Below are 18,589 nucleotides of genomic sequence, written 5' to 3'. Positions count from 1 at the left end.
TACGGCTCAAAAACGGGCGCAATACCAGCGGCTCAGCGTTGCCCACTGCCGCTGCGGCGTTTGGATCCTGACCACCAATCGGCGGCAATCACTCCCCGCATCGTCAAGTGCCGTCTCGCGCCGCCACCCTTCCGGCAGCGGTTCAGCCTCGAGCCGGCCGGTGACGGCGAACGCCTCCAACTGCTGGTGCGCCAGCCCCCAGGCTTGCCGGTAGTGCCACTGGCGCTGGAACGACTGCAACAGCACCTGATGATACTGTAACAAGCCAAGCAGCGACACCGAGAACAGCAAGGCCGCCACCAACACTTCCGGCAGGCTGAAGCCGTTGCGGGATATCCGCGCTGCCCGAGCGTTAGCCGTCACAGTCGGCCAACCTTTTCTCGGGGCAAAAATCCAGCCGACCGCCCGGCTGTGCTTGCAACTTACCAGCAGCCTCCGCGCCGTCAAAGGTGCCCCATTGATACAGCCATACCGGTTCACCGCCGCGCATCTCACCAAGGCCGCGTACCGTCACCACGCCCGCTCTGGCTGACAGCCGAGCGCAAGCCGTCAGTTCCACGCGCTGCCTGCATAACCAGGCCGCTGCACTCAGCTCGGCGCGCGGCCAACGCTGGCTCATGCCCCAACTCAGCGCCGAAGCGGCCTGATTGTAAGCCTGGAGGTAACGCTGCTGATCGGCGGCCAGTAACAGCGCGTTATCCAATTGCCGATGCTGAGCATTGAGCAACATCAGCCCCAGCGCCAACAGCAACATCACCGCCGCCAGGGTGCTACCGCCTCGCTGAGTTCGCCGGTTCATGGCAGCGCCGCCATTTCGACGCTCCCGCTCAGACTACGCCTGATACGCGTATCGCTGGCGGAGCGCCCCGTCAGCGTCAGGCGAGCCAACGCCGCGCCGTGATCGCCCCGCTCTATCGCCACATGAAACCGCTCAATGCGCACTTCGTCCTGATCGAGCAGCCGCTCCCAGCCGTCGCCATCGCATTGGCTCACGCCGCGCTGCCCTTCCAGGCCGCCATTGCGTAGCCGATAACCGAAATAGCCCGCATCCTCACCCGAAGTGAGCCATTGCCCGCTGCGAGCAATGTCGTAGGCAACGATAACGCAGCTGCCCGCCGCCTCTCCCGATGCCTGGCCTATCAGCAGCGGCCGGCCAGCGCACTGTCCGGCGCAAAAACCGGCGCGGCGCAGATCTTTCTCAATGCCGAACGCCAGCTGTCGCAGCGTTGACTCCAGCCGAAAGTGCTGACCGACGGCCACGTTCTGTTGACGTAACAGCGGGTAAGTTTTTGCCGCGCCGAGCGCGATCACGCTGCCGAAGAGCAACGCCAACATCACTTCCGGCAAGGTAAAACCGCGTGCTAAATTCAACATAGCGCAATGCCCCTGACCCACTGCCCTTCGCTGCACAAACGCAGCCGCCCACGGCCGGACAGCACCAGCCGCAGGCTGCCTGCGTCGTTGCTGAGAAGGATGTGCCCCGCCTGCGCAGTATTGCGCAAACCATAAAACCCAATCTCTTTGCCGGAGTAGCCGCTCAGCGCAACGTCACGATAAGGCGGCAAGAAAACGGAGCCTTCGGCGGAAGCGCAATCCGTCGGTGGCACACCGCCGCCCAGACACCAGGGCGTGCCATTCTTGAACCACAGCAGCGTCGTGCGGTTACGCCAGTTGGCGTCCGCCTGCAGTCGCAGCAAAAACGCCAGCAGCTGTTGGGCCGTGTGTTCCAGCCGCAGCGCTTGCTGATGATAGCGCCATTGGCCGACGCCCCAGCCGGAGAGCATGCCGGCTATCAGGATCGCCGCCAATAGCTCAATTAGCGTCATGCCCCGTTGGCGATCATCGATGTTCGAGAGAGTATTGTCGTTCATGCCGCCAGTGTAAGGGCCGTAACAACGCGGTAAAGCCACATGCGCAAGCGCTGCGGCAAGCTGCGCAATGTTTTCTCTACGACGGCAGACCGCGACAAAAAAATGCGGCGCGGTACGCAATGCGGATAAAAAAAGGGGCGCAATCGCTGCGCCCCTGGTGTGATGCGGTTAAGGTTAGATCGCGACCGGCGCCTTGATGGCCGGATGCGGATCGTAACCTTCGATCTCGAAGTCTTCGAAACGGTAATCGAACAGTGAAGCCGGTTTGCGTTTGATCACCAGTTTCGGCAACGGACGCGGTTCACGCGTCAGCTGCAGCTGAGTCTGTTCCATGTGATTGCTGTACAGGTGGGTATCGCCGCCGGTCCAGACGAAATCGCCCACTTCCAGATCGCACTGCTGCGCCATCATGTGCACCAACAGCGCGTAGCTGGCGATGTTGAACGGCAGGCCGAGGAAGACGTCGCAGGAACGCTGGTACAGCTGGCAAGAGAGCTTGCCATCCGCCACGTAGAACTGGAAGAACGCGTGGCACGGCGCCAACGCCATCTGATCCAGCTCGCCGACGTTCCAGGCGGAAACAATGATGCGACGCGAATCCGGATCTTGCTTCAGCTGTTGGAGCACGTTGCTCAGCTGATCGATCTGACGGCCGTCCGCCGCGCCCCAGGCGCGCCACTGTTTGCCGTACACCGGGCCGAGATCGCCGTTTTCATCGGCCCACTCGTCCCAAATGGTGACCTTGTTGTCACGCAGGTAGGCGATGTTGGTATCGCCGTTCAGGAACCATAACAGCTCATGAATGATCGAACGCAGATGACATTTCTTGGTGGTCACCAACGGGAAACCTTCCTGCAAGTTGAAACGCATCTGGTGGCCGAAAATCGACAATGTGCCAGTGCCGGTACGGTCGGCTTTAGGGGTGCCCTCGGCGAGCACCTTGTTCATCAAATCCAGATACTGTTTCATTTGTCCCTCACGACACTTGTTGCTGCGGGCGACGACGGTACGCCCAAATCATCATAATAACACCGGCCACCACCATTGGGATGGACAGGATCTGCCCCATGCTGATCACGCCGTCGAACAGGCCGAGCTGAGCATCCGGCTGGCGGAACGCTTCAACGATGATGCGGAATGCGCCATACCCGATCAGGAACAGGCCGGATACGGCGCCCATCGGCCGCGGCTTGCGAATAAACAGGTTCAGAATGATAAACAGCACCACGCCTTCCAGCAGCAGTTCATACAGCTGCGACGGGTGGCGCGGCAGCACGCCGTACTGATTCAGCAGCGGCAACAGAGAGGGATCGGCGGCGGCGAGGGCCACGTCTTCGCTGCGCGAACTTGGGAACAACATCGCCCAAGGGGTATCGGTGGTGACGCGGCCCCACAGTTCGCCGTTGATAAAGTTGCCGAGGCGGCCGGCGCCCAGGCCGAATGGGATCAATGGCGCGATAAAATCGGAAACCTGGAAGAAGGTGCGTTTGGTGCGGCGAGCGAACCAGAACATCACCAGAATCACCCCCATCAAGCCGCCGTGGAACGACATGCCGCCATCCCAGACCTTGAACAGATAGAGCGGGTTATCCAGGAACAGCGGCAGGTTGTAGAACAGCACATAGCCTACGCGGCCGCCGACGAATACGCCCAGGAAGCCGGCGTAGAGCAGGTTTTCCACTTCGTCTTTGGTCCAGCCGCTGCCCGGCTTGTTGGCGCGACGCACCGCCAGCCACATGGCAAAAACGAAGCCGACCAGGTACATCAGGCCGTACCAATGCAGAGAAACCGGGCCAATGGAGAAAATGACCGGATCAAATTTAGGAAACGCCAGATAGCTATTGCTCATCTATCACCACAACATGTCTGTTATTTTTCCCCATGCGGGGGCGGCAGGTGCCAAGCGGCGACGGAGATTATCCCGCGCCTTGCAAGCGACAGCATTGGCCGCTGCGGTCTGCAAGGCGACGAGCATGCGCCGCGCTGAGGTTGCGCATCATAACATAGGCTTAGCGCGGTCCGGTCCGGCAGGGTGGGAAAAGTTCTGTAAAAAAATCACACCGCGCGGCGGTTAGCGGCCCCCGCGGATCAGCCCCCCCATGCCGCGCCGCTCCATAAACGCCGCCACCAAATGGCGCACTTCGGTGGTCATCTGGGTGTTCAACACCCGGTGAGCCAGCATTTCGGCGTCGGCCAGGTCGATATGTCGCAGCAGGTATTTGATGCGCGCCACGCTGCGGCCATTCATGCTCAGATTGCGATAGCCCATGCCTACCAACAACAGCGCGCCCATGGGATCGCCGGCCAACTCACCGCAGAGGCTAAGCTGCAGCCCGGCCGCGTTCCCCTGCTCGGCGATCAAGTTCAGCACCTGCAACATCGCGGGATGCAAACTGTCATACAGCGCGGCAACCCGAGTGTTGTTGCGATCCACCGCCAGCAGGTACTGGGTCAAGTCGTTGGTGCCGACCGAGATGAAATCAACGCGCCCTGCCAAATGCGGGATCAGGAAAATCATCGATGGCACTTCCAGCATCACGCCGATTTTAGGTTTCGGGATCGCGTAGCCGAGCACCTCTTCCACCTCGCGCCCGGCTCGGTCAATCAGGCGTTTAGCTTCGTCGACCTCTTCAAGGCTGGTGATCATCGGCAGCAAAATACCCAGGTTGCCGGTGCCGGCATTGGCGCGCAGCATGGCGCGCACCTGAATCAAAAAGATCTCCGGCTGATCCAGAGTGATGCGGATGCCGCGCCACCCCAGGCAAGGGTTCTCTTCGCTGATCGGCATATAGGGCAGTTGCTTGTCGGCGCCGATATCCAGGGTGCGCAGCGTCACCGGCTTGCTCGGATAAAGCTGCAGCATGCCTTGATACTGCGCGACCTGTTCTTCTTCGGACGGGAAACCGCTTTGCAACATGAACGGGATTTCGGTGCGGTACAACCCCACGCCATCCACTCGGCCGCCCAACAGCTGTTCATGTTCCGGGCTGAGGCCGGCGTTCAGCATCACCTGGATACGCTCGCCGCTTTTCAACTGCGCCGGCTGCTCGACGTCGTCTTCCGCCAGCTTGCTCAGCTCCAGCTCTTCGCTGATCAGCCGTTGATATTCCTGCACCAACACCGGCTCAGGATCGACCAACAGTTCACCGCGATAACCGTCGACGATCAGCAACCGCTGGCTGAGCAGAGAAGGTTGGATGTCGGCGCCCATCACCGTCGGCACGCCCATCGCACGCACCAAAATCGCCGCATGCGAGTTGGCGGCGCCGTCGCGCACCACCACGCCGACCAGGCGATCCTGCGGCACTTCAGCCAGCAATGTCGCGGTCAGCTCATCCGCCACCAGCACAAAACGCGCCGGCCACTGGGTGGCGCCCTGGGTGGTGTCGTCGAGGTGGAACAGCAGGCGTTGGCCCAGCGCGCGCAGGTCGCTGCCGCGCTCGCGCATATAGGTGTCCTGCAGTTTGGCGAACTGTTCGGCAAAGGCTTCTATCACCTGTTTCACCGCCCACTCCGCCACCGAGCCGTTGTCGATTTCGGCGAACAGTTCGCGCTTGAGGCGGGCGTCGTTTAACAGGTGAGAATAAAGATCGAAGATCGCCGCGCTCTCTTTTTGCGAGCTGGCGGCAAAACGCTTGCTGAAGCGGCGAAACTCCGCGCCGGCCTCTTCCAGCGCCAGCGTCAGGCGCTCGCGCTCGCTGGCGGTGTCCAGCGTCGACGCGCGGTAAACCTGATCGAGCGAAGGTTGGCTACTGTCCTGCCACCCTTCCGCCACCGCCACGCCGGGCGAGGCCGCCAGCGCGCGCACGCGCGTTTGGCGATACTGGCCGAAAATGGCGTTGAGCTGCGACTGTGACAGGATCCCGGCCATCTGCGTGGCCAGGGTGACCATGAAAGACTCTTCGCTTTCATCGAACTGGCGCAGCTCGCGCTGCTGCACCACCAGCACCCCCAGCAGCTGGCGCCGATGAATGATCGGCACCCCGAGGAAGGATCGGAAACGATCCTCTTTCACCTGCGGAACGTATTTAAAACTGGGGTGGCTTTGGGCATCGGCCAGGTTGATAGGCTCGGCTCGGCGGCCGACCAACCCGACGACGCCCTCGTCAAACGCCAATGCGATAGTGCGCCCACGCGGCTTTTTCAGCCCGCGCGTGGCCATCAGGTAGTAACAGCGGCGATCGTTGTCCGCCAGGTAGATGGAACACACTTCGGTGTCCATCGCCAGACAGGTTTCATTGACCAGCAGATCCAGCGCATCCGTCAGACTGGCCGCCGCGGCCACCTTCTCTACAATTTCTCGCAAGCGCGTGAGCATAGTCGGCTTAACTTAACCTCTCTTTCGGCGATAAGCGGGGGCCTGCCGCGGCGCCGCCTGCTCTTGCATCGGCATCACGGTCACGGCGAATTCTTTCATCACCCGGCGGTAGACGTCGCGTTTAAACGACACCACCTGGCGCACCGGATACCAGAAGCTCACCCAGCGCCAACCGTCGAACTCCGGCGTGCTGCTGCGCTGCATATTGATATCAGCGTCATTGCACAGTAGCTGCAACAAAAACCATTTTTGCTTTTGGCCGATACAAACCGGCTTTGTGTCCCAACGCACCAAACGTTTCGGCAATTTATAGCGCAACCAGTTGCGGGTCGAAGCCAGGATGCGCACATCCTTTTTACTCAGCCCCACTTCTTCGAACAGCTCACGGTACATCGCCTGCTCCGCAGTTTCGCCAGGGTTAATCCCACCTTGGGGAAACTGCCAGGAGTGCTGACCGTAACGGCGGGCCCATAAGACCTGCCCCTGACGATTACAGATTACGATACCAACATTCGGGCGGTAGCCATCATCATCGATCACCGGACTACCTCGATAAGCTTAAATTCGCATAGATGTCCTGATTGTTTCACACAAGCTACAGGCGGTAAACCACTGCTTTACGGCGCTGCGGGCCGGATAACATTGGGATAACTCACAGATATAGGCAAAGTTATAAACATACCCCAGCCTTTCAGACCAGTTTTATTCACTTTTTCTGTGGATAGGTGTGTGCAGAACTCGAGGGATAAGCCGGTAAAACTCTAGCCCCCTAAAATCCCCCCTCATACCTAAAAACAAATATTAAACTTAAAAACATATAGTTAACCAATATCTCACAGTGACGCATAGGGCAAAAATGTGATCTATGCACGGTAAGGATCTTACCCTGGCGAAAGATCCACCAACGCCGTTTTTATCCACAGATTATCCGGGCAAGTTACGCACAAAACGGACAAATTCGTAAAAATCCGCCTGAGTCAAGGCTGTAAATTGAACCAGTGATCGGTAAAAATTTGGGTTATCCCATAAATCTGTGGATAAATAGGTGTAAGATCCTGTTTATTGTCGGTGGCTTCAGGTGAACAAGCCCCGCAAGTGCATTGTCGCCCGCGTAAGGAAAGAAAAAAAGTCATGTAAAATCATGCTACTATTATTCTTTTCCCCAGGCGATAGCGGTTATCGCTCGCCGTGTATAATTGCAGTACGTTTTTCAACCAAATTCGACAGGCTTGATTTATGGCATTTTTATCCCCTTTGCCGCCCCCGCCGGAAAATGAACGGCAGCTGTTCGAGCGCGCTCAGGCGCTGGCCGGCTTCAGCTTTGGCGAACTGGCCGCCCGTGCGCAATTGCCGATCCCCAAGGATCTGAAACGCGATAAAGGCTGGGTGGGCATGCTGCTGGAGCTGTATCTCGGCGCCATGGCCGGCAGCAAACCGGAACAGGATTTTCCTGAGCTGGGCATTGAGCTGAAAACCATTCCTGTCGACGCCGCCGGCAAACCGCTGGAGACCACTTTCGTCTGCGTCGCCCCGCTCACCGGCAACAGCGGCGTCACCTGGGCCAGCAGCCACGTTCGCCACAAGCTGGCGCGCGTGTTGTGGATACCGGTAGAAGGCGAACGGCAAATCCCGCTGGCGCAGCGCCGCGTCGGTTCGCCGCTGCTATGGAGCCCAAGCCTTGCTGAAGAAGAGATGCTGCGCCGCGATTGGGAAGAGCTGATGGATCTGATTGTGCTCGGTCACGTAGAACGCATCACCGCACGCCACGGCGAAGTGCTGCAACTGCGCCCCAAAGCGGCCAACAACAAGGCGCTCACCGAAGCCATCGGCGAACAGGGGCAACCTATCATGACGCTGCCGCGCGGTTTCTATCTGAAAAAGGGTTTTACCGGCGCGCTGCTGGCAAGACATTTCTCAATCTAAGCGATTTCGTTTAACTCTGGTTTAGCTAAACCTGTCAGCGCCACGATAAACGCGTATAATTCACGCTTTGCATTTATTAAGTATTAAGGTGTGTCGGGCAATGTTCGAATGGATTATGGATCCCAATGCCTGGTTAGCGTTAGGTACGCTAACCATTCTTGAGATCGTACTGGGTATTGATAACATCATTTTTCTGTCGCTGGTGGTGGCGAAGCTGCCCAAAGCGCAACAGAACAAAGCTCGCCGAATGGGCTTGGCCGCCGCCATGCTGATGCGCCTGGCGCTGCTGGCCTCCATCGCCTGGGTGATCCGCTTGACGCACCCGCTGTTCACCGTGCTGGATCACGCCATTTCCGCCCGCGATCTGATCCTGCTGCTGGGGGGACTGTTCCTGATCTGGAAAGCCAGCAAAGAGATCCACGAAACCATCGAAGGGTCGGAAGAAGAGCACCACACCAAGGTGCACAGCTTCTTCGGCGCGATCGTACAGATCATGCTGTTGGATATCATCTTCAGTCTGGATTCGGTGATTACCGCCGTGGGCCTTTCCGATCACCTGTTCATCATGATGGCGGCGGTGGTGATCGCCGTCGGCGTGATGATGTTCGCCGCACGGCCGATCGGCGAATTCGTCAACCGCCATCCGTCGGTGAAAATGCTGGCGCTGGCGTTCCTGATCCTGGTGGGCTTCACGCTGATGCTGGAAAGTTTCCAGGTGCACGTGCCGAAAGGCTACATCTACTTCGCCATGTTCTTCTCCATGTCGGTAGAAGCGCTCAATCTGATGCGCAGCAAAAAAAATCACGCGCCGGAATAACGCGATACGGAAACCGCCATCGGCGGCTTCCATCGCTTCGTTGACCTCTCATTTCACTTCTTCTTATCAGATAAAGACTTATCTGAGACGCCCCCGGCCAAGAGTTTGCTAATCTTGAAAGAACATTGTTTTTGCATAATCGAGGATCCGCAGGATGAAAAAGTGGGTAATGGCAGTGTCTGCGCTGGTGATGGCGGCCGGTTTGGCGGGATGTTCCAGCGACTACGTCATGGCGACCAAAGACGGCAACATGATCCTGACGCAAGGCAAGCCAGAGATCGACGAAGACACCGGACTCATCAGTTATAAAGACGAGAAAGGCAACCACCGCCAGATCAACGGCGATCAGGTTTCCCAGGTTATCGAACGCTAATCACCGCTCGCCGGCTATCGCCCGTTCAAGCGCGATAGCCCTCATTCGTCTCCGCACTGAATCCGCTTCCCCCATCTTCACCGCTTGGTTATAGTCAGGAAAGGCGACATCGCCGCCCGACGGACTTTGCGCCGTCTTCTGAATTGGGCTCCTGTTTCACCGGGCCGCGCGGCCCGTCAGCGCTAACAAGAAAGGAAGGCCGTTAATGCAATACCACCGTATTCCCCACAGTTCTTTAGAAGTGAGCATGCTGGGACTGGGCACCATGACCTTTGGCGAACAGAACAGCGAAGCCGACGCCCATGCGCAACTGGACTATGCATTGGCCGCAGGCGTGAACCTGATAGATACCGCCGAACTATACCCGGTGCCGCCTCGTCCGGAAACCCAGGGCCTGACCGAGAGCTATATCGGCAGTTGGATCAAGGCGCGCGGCAATCGCGAAAAAATCGTCCTGGCCAGCAAAGTTTCGGGCCCGGTGCGCGGCACCGACAGCAGCATCCGTCCGCAGCAGGCGCTGGATCGCAAAAACATCCGCGCCGCGCTCGACGCCAGCCTCAAGCGGCTGAACACCGATTATCTCGATCTTTATCAATTGCACTGGCCGCAGCGCGCTACCAACTGCTTTGGCAAACTCAACTATCAATACACCGAGGACAAAGCTACGGTCACGCTGTTGGAAACGCTGGAAGCGCTGACCGAGCAGGTGCGCGCCGGCAAGATCCGCTATATCGGGGTTTCCAATGAAACGCCTTGGGGCGTGATGCGCTACCTGCAGCTGGCGGAGAAACATGAGCTGCCGCGCATCGTGTCGATTCAAAACCCGTACAGCCTGCTGAACCGCAGCTTTGAGATTGGCCTGGCCGAGATCAGCCAGCACGAAGGGGTGGAACTGCTGGCCTATTCCAGCCTGGCGTTCGGCACCCTGAGCGGTAAATACCTCAACGGCGCAAAACCGGCCGGCGCGCGCAATACGCTGTTCACCCGTTTCAACCGTTATTCAGGGCAGCAAACCCAGTTGGCGATCGCCGAATACGTGGCGCTGGCCAAAAAACACGGGCTGGATCCTTCGCAGATGGCCTTGGCCTTCGTGCGTCAGCAGCCGTTCGTCGCCAGCACTCTGCTGGGCGCCACCTCGGTGGAGCAGTTGAAAATCAACCTCGACAGCCTCGACGTGATTCTGGATGAGGACGTGCTGCAGGCGCTCGAAGAAATCCACACCCGGTTTACCATTCCGGCGCCTTAATCCCCCTGAGGGCGCAGCCAGGCTGCGCCCCGTTTCACCGCCGCTGCGACCACCACAACGCGCTAATCGCCAGCGCAAACACCACGCCAAACCCTACGCCGACGCCCACCACCGGCACGCCCAGCTTCACGACCAAAGAATACAGGCCCAGCATCAGCAACATGGCGGCGTTTTCACCCAGGTTTTGCACCGCGATCGCATTGCCGGCGCCGACCGAATGTTTGCCCCGCTCCTGCAGCAACGCATTGAGCGGAACCACGAAGAAGCCCCCCAGCATGCCGATGATCGCCAGCAAGACGTAGGCATTGAGCATGGTCGTTTGCAACGCAAACACCGCGACCGCGACGCCGATAAGGATCCCGGCCGGCATGCAGCGCTTCACCGTCTTCAGCGTGACGAAGCGCGCGGCGGCGCCGGCGCCCACCACGATGCCGACGGCCACCATGGCGTTCAGCAGCGTCGGCGTGGCGTTATCGGCGATGCCAAGCGCCACCGGCACCCACAGCACCAACAGAAAACGCAGCGTCACGCCGGCCCCCCAAAACAGGCTGGTGCCAATCAATGAGAAACGCGTCTGCCCATCGCGCCATAATGTGACGCAGGCGGTAAAGAAACTGTGCGTCATGGCCCGCGGCCGCCATGAAGCCCCTGGGCGCGCCGCCGCCAGACGTGGAATATACAGGTTGGCGACCACCGCCCCCGCGTAAACCAACGCGCAGGCCGCCAGCGCCGCGACCACGTGCCAGTCCGCCAGAATACCGCCGGCCACCGAACCGGTCAGAATGGCGGCGATGGTCGAGGCCTCCATCAGGCCGTTAGCCTTGACCAGCTTCTCGCCGCTGGTGATCTCGCCCAGAATGCCGTATTTGGCCGGAGAATACGCGGCGGCTCCCACGCCGACCAGGCTGTAACCCAGAAACGGGTTCCCCCCAAAACAGATCACCAACGCCCCCGCCAGCTTCAGCGCGTTGGCGAACATCATCACCCGCCCTTTGGCGAAGCTGTCGGCCACCTGGCCGACAAACGGCGCCAGGATGATGTAGGTGGCGACGAAGGCCATCTGCAGGATCGGCTGGCTCCAGTCCGGATACAGCTGCTGCTTGATCAGCGCCAGCGTGGCGAACAGCAACGCATTGTCGCCGAACGCCGAGAGGAACTGCGCGCTGATCACCGCGATCATGCCGCGTGACAACAAAGGGGATTCGGTCGAAGGATTCATCAGGCACTCTCCGGCTGTTCGGCCATATGACGCAGGGTGACGAAATCAGGTTTGCCGCTGCCGAGCACCGGCAGCGTTTTCAACAGGCGAATATCGCGCGGCACCGCCAGCTCCGGGCTGCCCAGCTCGCGCGCCACCCGCAGCAATGCCTCGCGGGTAATGGCGGGATCGGTGGTGAACAGCACCAGCGCCTCGCCTTTGCTGCTGTCGCTTTTGACCGTGGCGGCATGCAGTTTTTCCGGCGACAGCCGTTGCGCCAGCAGTTCGACGCTCTCCAGCGACACCATCTCGCCCGCCAGCTTGGCGAAGCGCTTCACGCGGCCGCGAATGGTGCAGTAACCCTGCTCATCCAGGCTGACGATATCGCCGGTATCATACCAACCCGGCTGCAGCACACCGTTCGCATCTTCCGCCGCCGGCGGTTCCAGCTCACCGGGACGTTCAACCCGCAGGTAGCCTTTCATGATATTCGGCCCCTTCAGCTGCAGGCGGCCGCCGTTATCGATGCCCGGCACCGCGATCAAGCGCGCCTCCATCTGCGGCATGATGCGCCCGACGGTGCCCACCTTGGTCGCCAGCGGCACGTTGATCGACACCACCGGCGCGCACTCGGTCACGCCATAGCCTTCCAGAATGCGGATGCCGTATTTATCCTGATAGATCTGTTTGGTGCTGTCCGCCAGTTTCTCCGCGCCGGCCACCACATAGCGCAGGCGAGCGAAATCATACGGATGCGCGAAGCGCGCATAGTTGTTGAGGAAGGTCGCCGTGCCGAACAGCACCGTGCAGTTACGGTCATACACCAACTCCGGCACCACGCGATAGTGCAGCGGGCTGGGGTAGAGGAAAATGCGGCTGCCGGTGAGAAGCGGCGTCAGCAGCCCCACCGTCAGGCCGAACGAGTGGAATAATGGCAGCGATGACATGAAACGGTCGCGCGGTGTGAAATCGGCGATGGTGCGAATTTGTTCTACGTTGGCCAGCAGGCTGGCATGCGAGTGCACCACGCCCTTGGGGTGGCCTTCGGAGCCGGACGTGAACAAGATCAGCGCCGCATCCTCCGGGCGTTGCGGCAACGCCGCGCGCTGCGGTTGCAGCAAGTGCCGCAGGATCCACAGCTTGTCCGCCAGCGTAACGGTGTCTTTCAGATCCTCCAGATACACCCAGTTGGCCTGCGTCACCTGCTCCGGCAGATGGGTCAGCTTGCCCTTCTCCAGGAACTGGCGCAAGGTGACGATGGTCTTGATGCCGGCGGCGGTCATCGCGCTGTTCAGGCCGTTGGCGCCGGCGGTGTAGTTGAGCATCGCCGGAATGCGGTTGCGCAGCGAAGCGCCGAAGATCGCCGCCGCGGTGATGGTGGCGTTGGGCAACAGCAGCCCGACGTGCTCCCCTTCGGCGGTAAAGCGCTGCAGAATGCGGCTGACGCCCAGCGATTTCTTGACTAGCGTCTGGTAACTGTCTTCTTTGAAAGCGATGTCTTCGATGCAGGGCTTGCGCCGCCCATAGCGCTGCTGCGCCGCCAGCAAGGCATGGAACAGCGTCTGCGGTTCGCGCGTCTCCATGCGCGCCCGCATCATGATCTGCATCAGCCGATCGCCCGCCAGCGCCCGCCGCTCGCGCGCACGCGGAGCCTCCGGCATCGGCAGCGTGGTCGGCGGCAAGATGCGGATGCTGATTTGCGGAAACCAGCGGATCTTGAACACCCCGGCCATGCGGCCGAACGGGCTGAATTCGGGGCCGTCGATCCGCACCGGCACCACGGTGGCGCCCGATTTGGCGGCGATAAACGCCGCGCCGTCGTAGATTTTCATCAGCGCGCCGGTTACGGTGATGCGCCCTTCAGGGAACACCACGATCGGCCGCCCCTGTTCGACCATGCGCACCAGCTGCTTGATGGCCATCGGCTTGGTGGGATCGAGCGAGACGAAATCGATGTAAGGCCGCAGCCAGCGCATAAACCAGCTCTCGCCGATGCTGGCATAGACCGCAAACACCGGTTTTATCGGCAGGAACAGCGCCAGCAGTACGCCGTCGAGGAAAGAGACGTGGTTCGGCGTAATCAGCAGTTTTTGCCGTTCGAAGTGCTGGACGTCCCCTTCGACCCGTACCCGAAACAACAGGCGAAACAGCGCGCGCAGCAGTGAAAAGATCATGCCCTTCTCCCTTGGCCATGGAGGCGTAAATCGTTGTAGGGAAAAGAATACTATATGGCAGGCAAAAAAAAACCTACGCATCCGCGTAGGTTGGTGCAATTGAAAATGGCTTCAACATACAGAGTATGCTGATTTCTCACCAATCAATACCTCTGGGATCACCTACTCTAGAGAGATGGCGTGCAGGAAACTACCGCCGAATCGCAAGAGTTCTGCTCCAAATGCAACCAGCTGTAAATTTCCCGCGATCTGCTGTAATAACTCAATGAAACTTAAACCTTCCCACAGCGACGAAAATAAATATAACAACGACGAGCCAGTGACCCAGACGTGAAATCTTCACTCATCGCGCGCTGACCTCGACCAGGCAGCTCATGGCGTTCGGCCCCTGCGTCAGCGGCGAGGTGCCGATATCCAGCGTCAGCACGTTCGGGTTGCCCGCCTGCTCGACCGGCCGGCGCTGCGCGTCGAAACCCGGCTCGAACCAGGCACCGGTCGCCATCAACACCACGCCGCGCGTCACACCATCGGTGAGCGATACCCCCGCCAGACAGCTGCCGCGCGCATTGCTGACCAGCACTTCGGCGCCGTCCGCCACGCCGCGCGGCGCCGCATCGTCCGGATGCATATACAGGGTTTCGCGCCCGGCGGTCTTGTTGCCCTGCGCCAGCGGCGCCGGATCCATCTGGCTATGCAGGCGATCGCTCGGCTGAATGGAGATCAGGTGCAGCGGCCAGTTTTTGGCCTGCGGCGCACCCAGCCACTCCACCGGCGGCCGCCACTGCGGATGCGGAGCGAAATCTTCGTAGCGATAGCCGGCGATCCGCTCGCTGAACAATTCGATCTTGCCGCTGGGCGTTTGCAGCGGGTTAACCAGGGGATCGGCGCGGAATGCGTCAAAAAATACAAACTCTTTGGCCGGCGCGGGCAGCTCGACATAGCCCCGTTGCCAGAACGCCTCAAACTCGGGCCAGGCGACGCCGGCGCGCTGCTGCGCCGCGCCGCATTGCCGGTAGATAGCTTCGATCCAGGCCCGCTCATCGCGGTTTTCGGTAAAGCGCTCGCGATAACCGAGACGCTCGGCCAGATCGGCGAAGATATCGAAATCGTTGCGCGCCTGATGCTGCGGCGCAATGGCCTGGTGCATCGCCAGCACGTAGCGATCGCGCGACGAGCCGCCGATGTCGTTGCGCTCCAGCGAACTGGTGACCGGCAGCACGATATCCGCCATTTTGGCCGCCGCCGTCCACCAGATATCTTGGACGATCACCGTATCCGGCTTCTGCCAACCTTCCACCAGTCGGTTCAACTGCTGATGGTGATGGAACGGGTTGCCGCCGGCCCAGTGCACCAGATGGATATCCGGATAATGCCGCGTCTCGCCGCAAAATTGATAGGCTTCGCCGGGGTGCAGCAGCATGTCGCAGATGCGCGCCACCGGGATCGCCAGCCCGGCCGGGTTATCCCCTACCGGCATGGTCGGCGCGGGGGTATCCACGCGCGGGTTGCCGACGCCGTTCATTGAGCCGTGGCCGAACGAAAAACCGCCGCCCGGCAGCCCCACCTGACCCAGCATCGACGACAGCGCGATCATCATCCAGTACGGTTGCTCGCCACGATGCGCGCGCTGCACGGAGTAGGAACAGGTGATAAAACTGCGCACGCCGATCAGCTGCCGCGCCAGCAACGCTATGCGCGCCGTCGGAATGCCGGTGATGGCGCTGGCCCAAGCCGGCGTTTTCGCCACGCCGTCGCTCACGCCGTTCAGGTAATCCGCCAACTGTTGATAACCCACGCAGTGGCTGTGCAGGAAGGCTTCATCCTGCGCGCCCAGCCGCTGGATTTCGTAAGCCAGCGCCAGCATCAGCGCCACGTCGGTATTCGGCCGGATCGGGATCCATTCCGCATTGACGAACTCGGGGCAATCATCGCGCATCGGGCTGATGTTGACCACCGGCGTGCCCTTGCGCGCCAGCTTTTGCAGCCAGGGCTTGAGCGCATGTTCCGCCGCGCCGCCGGAAGAGACCTGAGCGTTTTTCAGCGCCAACCCACCAAACGCCACAAACAGCTCGCAATGCTCCACCACGCTCGGCCAACTGGTGACGCGCCCGGTCAACGGCGAGAAAGTGCCGATCACATACGGCAGAAAGAACTGCGCTGCGCCCCAGCTGTAGTTGCCCTGCTGATCGACCCCGCCGCCGCCGCTGAAATAGAATCGCCGCACCAGCGAGCGGGCATGGTGCAGCCGCCCGGCCGACGACCAGCCATAAGAGCCGGTAAACAACCCGGAGGCGCCGTAGCGCTCGCGCACCCGGCGATTCTCCTGCGCCACCAAATCGAGCGCCAATTCCCAGTCCACCTCGACGAAATCTTCCCTGCCGCGCAGCGTACGGTCGCTGCCCTCGCGCTTTTGCAGCCACGAGCGGCGCACCGCCGGCTTGCGAATGCGTTTGTCGGAGTAAACCATCGGCGCGATGGAATCGAGCAGCGGCGAAGGGTCGGGATCGTCGACGAAGGGTTCACAACGGATAAGCCGGCCGTCTTCAACCACGGCGGTATAAGCGCCCCAATGGGCGAGCTGCGGATAGCGTTTAATGGACATGGCGTTCTCGGCGCAAATCGGAATGCACAGACGTTACCTCAAGCCCACCGCCGGTGCCAACGTACAAATTGCGCTATCGTTCGGTAGCAGTTGGTTATGCGTACAGACTCGAAGAGATTCTGCAACCGCCGCCACAAGTTGCGCACGAGACCGCTTGCAGCCCCGATTTTTTTCCGCAAAACTGGGGGATGTAAGCGATTACCCAGGATGTGTTGACTGATATGGCTACGATAAAGGATGTTGCCAGGCTGGCGGGGGTTTCCGTGGCCACGGTATCCCGCGTGATAAACAATTCCCCCAAGGCCAGCGAAGGGTCGCGCACCGCGGTGCAGGCCGCGATGGAACAGCTGCAGTATCACCCTAACGCCAACGCTCGGGCGCTGGCGCAGCAATCCACCGAGACGCTGGGGCTGATCGTCTCCGACGTTTCCGATCCCTTCTTCGGCGCGATGGTCAAAGCGGTCGAGCAGGTGGCCTACGCCACCCACAATTTTCTGCTGATTGGCAACGGTTACCACGACGCCGAAAAAGAGCGTCAGGCGATTGAACAGCTGGTGCGGCACCGCTGCGAAGCGCTGGTGGTGCACGCCAAAAGGCTGAGCGATCAGGAACTTTGCGGCTGGATGCAACAGATCCCGGGCATGGTGCTGATCAATCGCACGCTGCCGGGCTTCGAAACGCGCTGCGTGGCGCTCGACGATCGCTACGGCGCCTGGCTGGCAACCCGTCATCTGATCCAGCAAGGGCATCAGCGCATCGCCATCATCTGCTCCACCCACCAGATTTCCGACGCCACCGACCGGCTGCAGGGCTATCTCGACGCGCTGCGGGAACACGGTATCGCGGTGGATGAAAAGCTGATCGCCTATGGCGAACCGGACGAAATCGGCGGCGAACAGGCGATGACCGAATTGCTCGGCCGCGGCCGTTCGTTCTCCGCCATTACCTGTTACAACGATCCGATGGCCGCCGGCGCGCTTTCGGTGCTGAGCGATAACAGCGTCGACGTACCGGGGGAAATTTCGCTGATCGGTTTCGACGACGTGCTGATTTCGCGCTATCTTCGGCCGCGCCTGACCACCATTCGCTACCCGATCGTGGCGATGGCGACCCAGGCGGCGGAGCTGGCCCTAGCCTTGGCCAATCGCCAACCGCTGCCGGAAATCACCAACATGTTCAGCCCGACGCTGGTGCGCCGCCACTCTGTCGCCACCCTCAACAACGCGCACGAACAGCCGTAATTCGCACCGCCGCATGGGTGAGCCATCACCCATGCGCTCAGATTGCGCAACCCGCCGCATTTCCCGCTTTTGGATTTTTTCCGCTCCCAGCGTTCGTGCATATTGTTGGCACAATAACCTTTACACTATATAGCATAAACGCTATATTCGGAGCGCGTCATGTGGCAAGTGGTGACCGTCGAACGGTTTGACGACTGGTTTTTAGCGCTGAACAACGCCCAGCAAACAAGCATCCTGGCGGCGATCTACAAATTGCAGACGTTCGGCCCGCAATTGGCGCGGCCGCATGCCGATACGCTGCATTTTTCCGACGCAGTCCGGCAGTTGAAGGAGCTGCGCATTCAACATCGCGGGCGCCCTTTCAGGGTGTTTTTCGCCTTTGATCCACAGCGGCAAGCGGTATTGCTGTGCGGCGGCGATAAAACCGGCGACAAACGCTTTTACCAGCGCATGTTGCCCATCGCCGCCATGGAGTTTTCACATTATCTGGCAACCCGGAGGTAGTGCAGATGGCCAAACCTTTATCCCAACTGATCGATAAACTCGATCCCGCCGTCGTTGCCGCCGCCAGGCAAAAAGCGGACCAGGAGATTTTCGAGCTGCGGCTGGCGATGCTGAGGGAAGAGTTGGCGGTTTCTCAGGTTGAATTGGCGAAGCGGCTCGGCATCAGCCAACCCTCCGTCGCCAATTTGGAAAAGCGCGGCAGCGAAATCAAACTGTCGTCGCTCAAACGCTATATCGAGGCGATGGGCGGCACGCTGTCGCTGGATGTGCAATTGCCCAATGGCCAGCACCGCCGCATGACGCTGTGAAGCGGGCGCCGGGC

General features: G+C 60.2%; 18 protein-coding genes. 7 read left to right on the top strand and 11 right to left on the bottom strand.

The genetic code is table 11. The annotated features are described in order from the left end of the window. Nucleotides 1–6: 6 nt before the first annotated feature. The 8 genes from ACMGF7_RS12420 to rppH all read right to left on the bottom strand — a co-directional run bounded on the left by ACMGF7_RS12420 (nucleotide 7) and on the right by rppH (nucleotide 6,729). Entirely contained in the window at nucleotides 7–363 is a 357-nt protein-coding gene (locus tag ACMGF7_RS12420) for a prepilin-type N-terminal cleavage/methylation domain-containing protein (protein WP_152903395.1), read from the bottom strand. Further along, on the bottom strand, nucleotides 353–799 hold the full coding sequence (locus ACMGF7_RS12415) for a YgdB family protein (protein WP_049240052.1): 447 nt from the start codon (nucleotides 797–799) through the stop codon (nucleotides 353–355). The genes ACMGF7_RS12420 and ACMGF7_RS12415 overlap by 11 nt, the downstream gene beginning before the upstream one ends. Continuing rightward, complete coding sequence (locus tag ACMGF7_RS12410; protein ID WP_420286448.1) at nucleotides 796–1,374, bottom strand: prepilin peptidase-dependent protein; 579 nt, start codon at nucleotides 1,372–1,374, stop codon at nucleotides 796–798. Before ACMGF7_RS12410 ends, ACMGF7_RS12415 begins: the two co-directional genes overlap by 4 nt. Further along, nucleotides 1,368–1,871, bottom strand: a complete 504-nt coding sequence (locus ACMGF7_RS12405; RefSeq protein ID WP_049240054.1) for a prepilin peptidase-dependent protein — start codon at nucleotides 1,869–1,871, stop codon at nucleotides 1,368–1,370. Before ACMGF7_RS12405 ends, ACMGF7_RS12410 begins: the two co-directional genes overlap by 7 nt. Nucleotides 1,872–2,045: 174 nt before the next feature. Next, the gene (gene thyA / locus ACMGF7_RS12400; protein WP_016929918.1) at nucleotides 2,046–2,840 is read right to left on the bottom strand and encodes a thymidylate synthase; all 795 of its coding nucleotides are present in this window, start codon (nucleotides 2,838–2,840) and stop codon (nucleotides 2,046–2,048) included. A 7-nt stretch (nucleotides 2,841–2,847) separates the two neighbouring features. Further along, on the bottom strand, nucleotides 2,848–3,720 hold the full coding sequence (lgt, locus tag ACMGF7_RS12395) for a prolipoprotein diacylglyceryl transferase (RefSeq protein ID WP_019455719.1): 873 nt from the start codon (nucleotides 3,718–3,720) through the stop codon (nucleotides 2,848–2,850). Nucleotides 3,721–3,942: 222 nt separating this feature from the next. Then, nucleotides 3,943–6,189, bottom strand: a complete 2,247-nt coding sequence (gene ptsP / locus ACMGF7_RS12390) for a phosphoenolpyruvate--protein phosphotransferase (protein ID WP_049240055.1) — start codon at nucleotides 6,187–6,189, stop codon at nucleotides 3,943–3,945. Nucleotides 6,190–6,201: 12 nt separating this feature from the next. Beyond that, nucleotides 6,202–6,729, bottom strand: a complete 528-nt coding sequence (gene rppH / locus ACMGF7_RS12385; protein WP_004931849.1) for an RNA pyrophosphohydrolase — start codon at nucleotides 6,727–6,729, stop codon at nucleotides 6,202–6,204. 696 nt (nucleotides 6,730–7,425) lie between these two features. Between rppH and mutH the strand changes: the two genes are divergently transcribed. The 4 genes from mutH (at nucleotide 7,426) to ACMGF7_RS12365 (ending at nucleotide 10,548) form a co-directional block, all read left to right on the top strand. Next, entirely contained in the window at nucleotides 7,426–8,112 is a 687-nt protein-coding gene (gene mutH, locus ACMGF7_RS12380; protein ID WP_004931848.1) for a DNA mismatch repair endonuclease MutH, read from the top strand. Nucleotides 8,113–8,212: 100 nt separating this feature from the next. Beyond that, nucleotides 8,213–8,929 (top strand): TerC family protein, encoded by a 717-nt coding sequence (locus tag ACMGF7_RS12375; RefSeq protein WP_049240056.1) that lies wholly within the window; start codon nucleotides 8,213–8,215, stop codon nucleotides 8,927–8,929. Nucleotides 8,930–9,083: 154 nt separating this feature from the next. After that, nucleotides 9,084–9,302, top strand: a complete 219-nt coding sequence (locus ACMGF7_RS12370; RefSeq protein WP_004931843.1) for a YgdI/YgdR family lipoprotein — start codon at nucleotides 9,084–9,086, stop codon at nucleotides 9,300–9,302. 205 nt (nucleotides 9,303–9,507) lie between these two features. Beyond that, nucleotides 9,508–10,548, top strand: a complete 1,041-nt coding sequence (locus ACMGF7_RS12365) for an NADP(H)-dependent aldo-keto reductase (RefSeq protein WP_049240057.1) — start codon at nucleotides 9,508–9,510, stop codon at nucleotides 10,546–10,548. 34 nt (nucleotides 10,549–10,582) lie between these two features. On the opposite strand, the gene lplT is transcribed toward ACMGF7_RS12365, so the two are convergent. The 3 genes from lplT to ACMGF7_RS12350 form a co-directional block, all read right to left on the bottom strand. After that, nucleotides 10,583–11,767 (bottom strand): lysophospholipid transporter LplT, encoded by a 1,185-nt coding sequence (gene lplT, locus ACMGF7_RS12360; protein ID WP_033632223.1) that lies wholly within the window; start codon nucleotides 11,765–11,767, stop codon nucleotides 10,583–10,585. Further along, nucleotides 11,767–13,920: a bifunctional acyl-ACP--phospholipid O-acyltransferase/long-chain-fatty-acid--ACP ligase gene (gene aas, locus ACMGF7_RS12355; RefSeq protein ID WP_420286447.1), complete on the bottom strand. Its 2,154-nt coding sequence runs from the start codon at nucleotides 13,918–13,920 to the stop codon at nucleotides 11,767–11,769. The genes lplT and aas overlap by 1 nt, the downstream gene beginning before the upstream one ends. A gap of 343 nt (nucleotides 13,921–14,263) precedes the next feature. Then, nucleotides 14,264–16,522: a molybdopterin guanine dinucleotide-containing S/N-oxide reductase gene (locus ACMGF7_RS12350; RefSeq protein WP_420286446.1), complete on the bottom strand. Its 2,259-nt coding sequence runs from the start codon at nucleotides 16,520–16,522 to the stop codon at nucleotides 14,264–14,266. Nucleotides 16,523–16,743: 221 nt separating this feature from the next. Here ACMGF7_RS12350 and galR point away from each other — a divergent pair, with 221 nt between their 5' ends. The 3 genes from galR to ACMGF7_RS12335 all read left to right on the top strand — a co-directional run bounded on the left by galR (nucleotide 16,744) and on the right by ACMGF7_RS12335 (nucleotide 18,575). Beyond that, complete coding sequence (gene galR, locus ACMGF7_RS12345; protein WP_004931832.1) at nucleotides 16,744–17,763, top strand: HTH-type transcriptional regulator GalR; 1,020 nt, start codon at nucleotides 16,744–16,746, stop codon at nucleotides 17,761–17,763. A 159-nt stretch (nucleotides 17,764–17,922) separates the two neighbouring features. Next, nucleotides 17,923–18,267, top strand: coding sequence for a type II toxin-antitoxin system RelE/ParE family toxin (locus tag ACMGF7_RS12340; protein WP_004931830.1), 345 nt, complete (start codon nucleotides 17,923–17,925; stop codon nucleotides 18,265–18,267). Between the two features lie 5 nt (nucleotides 18,268–18,272). Beyond that, nucleotides 18,273–18,575, top strand: coding sequence for a helix-turn-helix domain-containing protein (locus ACMGF7_RS12335; protein WP_004931828.1), 303 nt, complete (start codon nucleotides 18,273–18,275; stop codon nucleotides 18,573–18,575). The last annotated feature ends 14 nt before the right edge of the window (nucleotides 18,576–18,589 follow it).

The organism is Serratia sp. BNK-17 (genome assembly GCF_048684935.1).
GTDB lineage: Bacteria > Pseudomonadota > Gammaproteobacteria > Enterobacterales > Enterobacteriaceae > Serratia > Serratia nematodiphila.
Note: the sequence above shows the minus strand (reverse complement) of the source record. Positions and strands in the feature narration are given on the sequence as shown.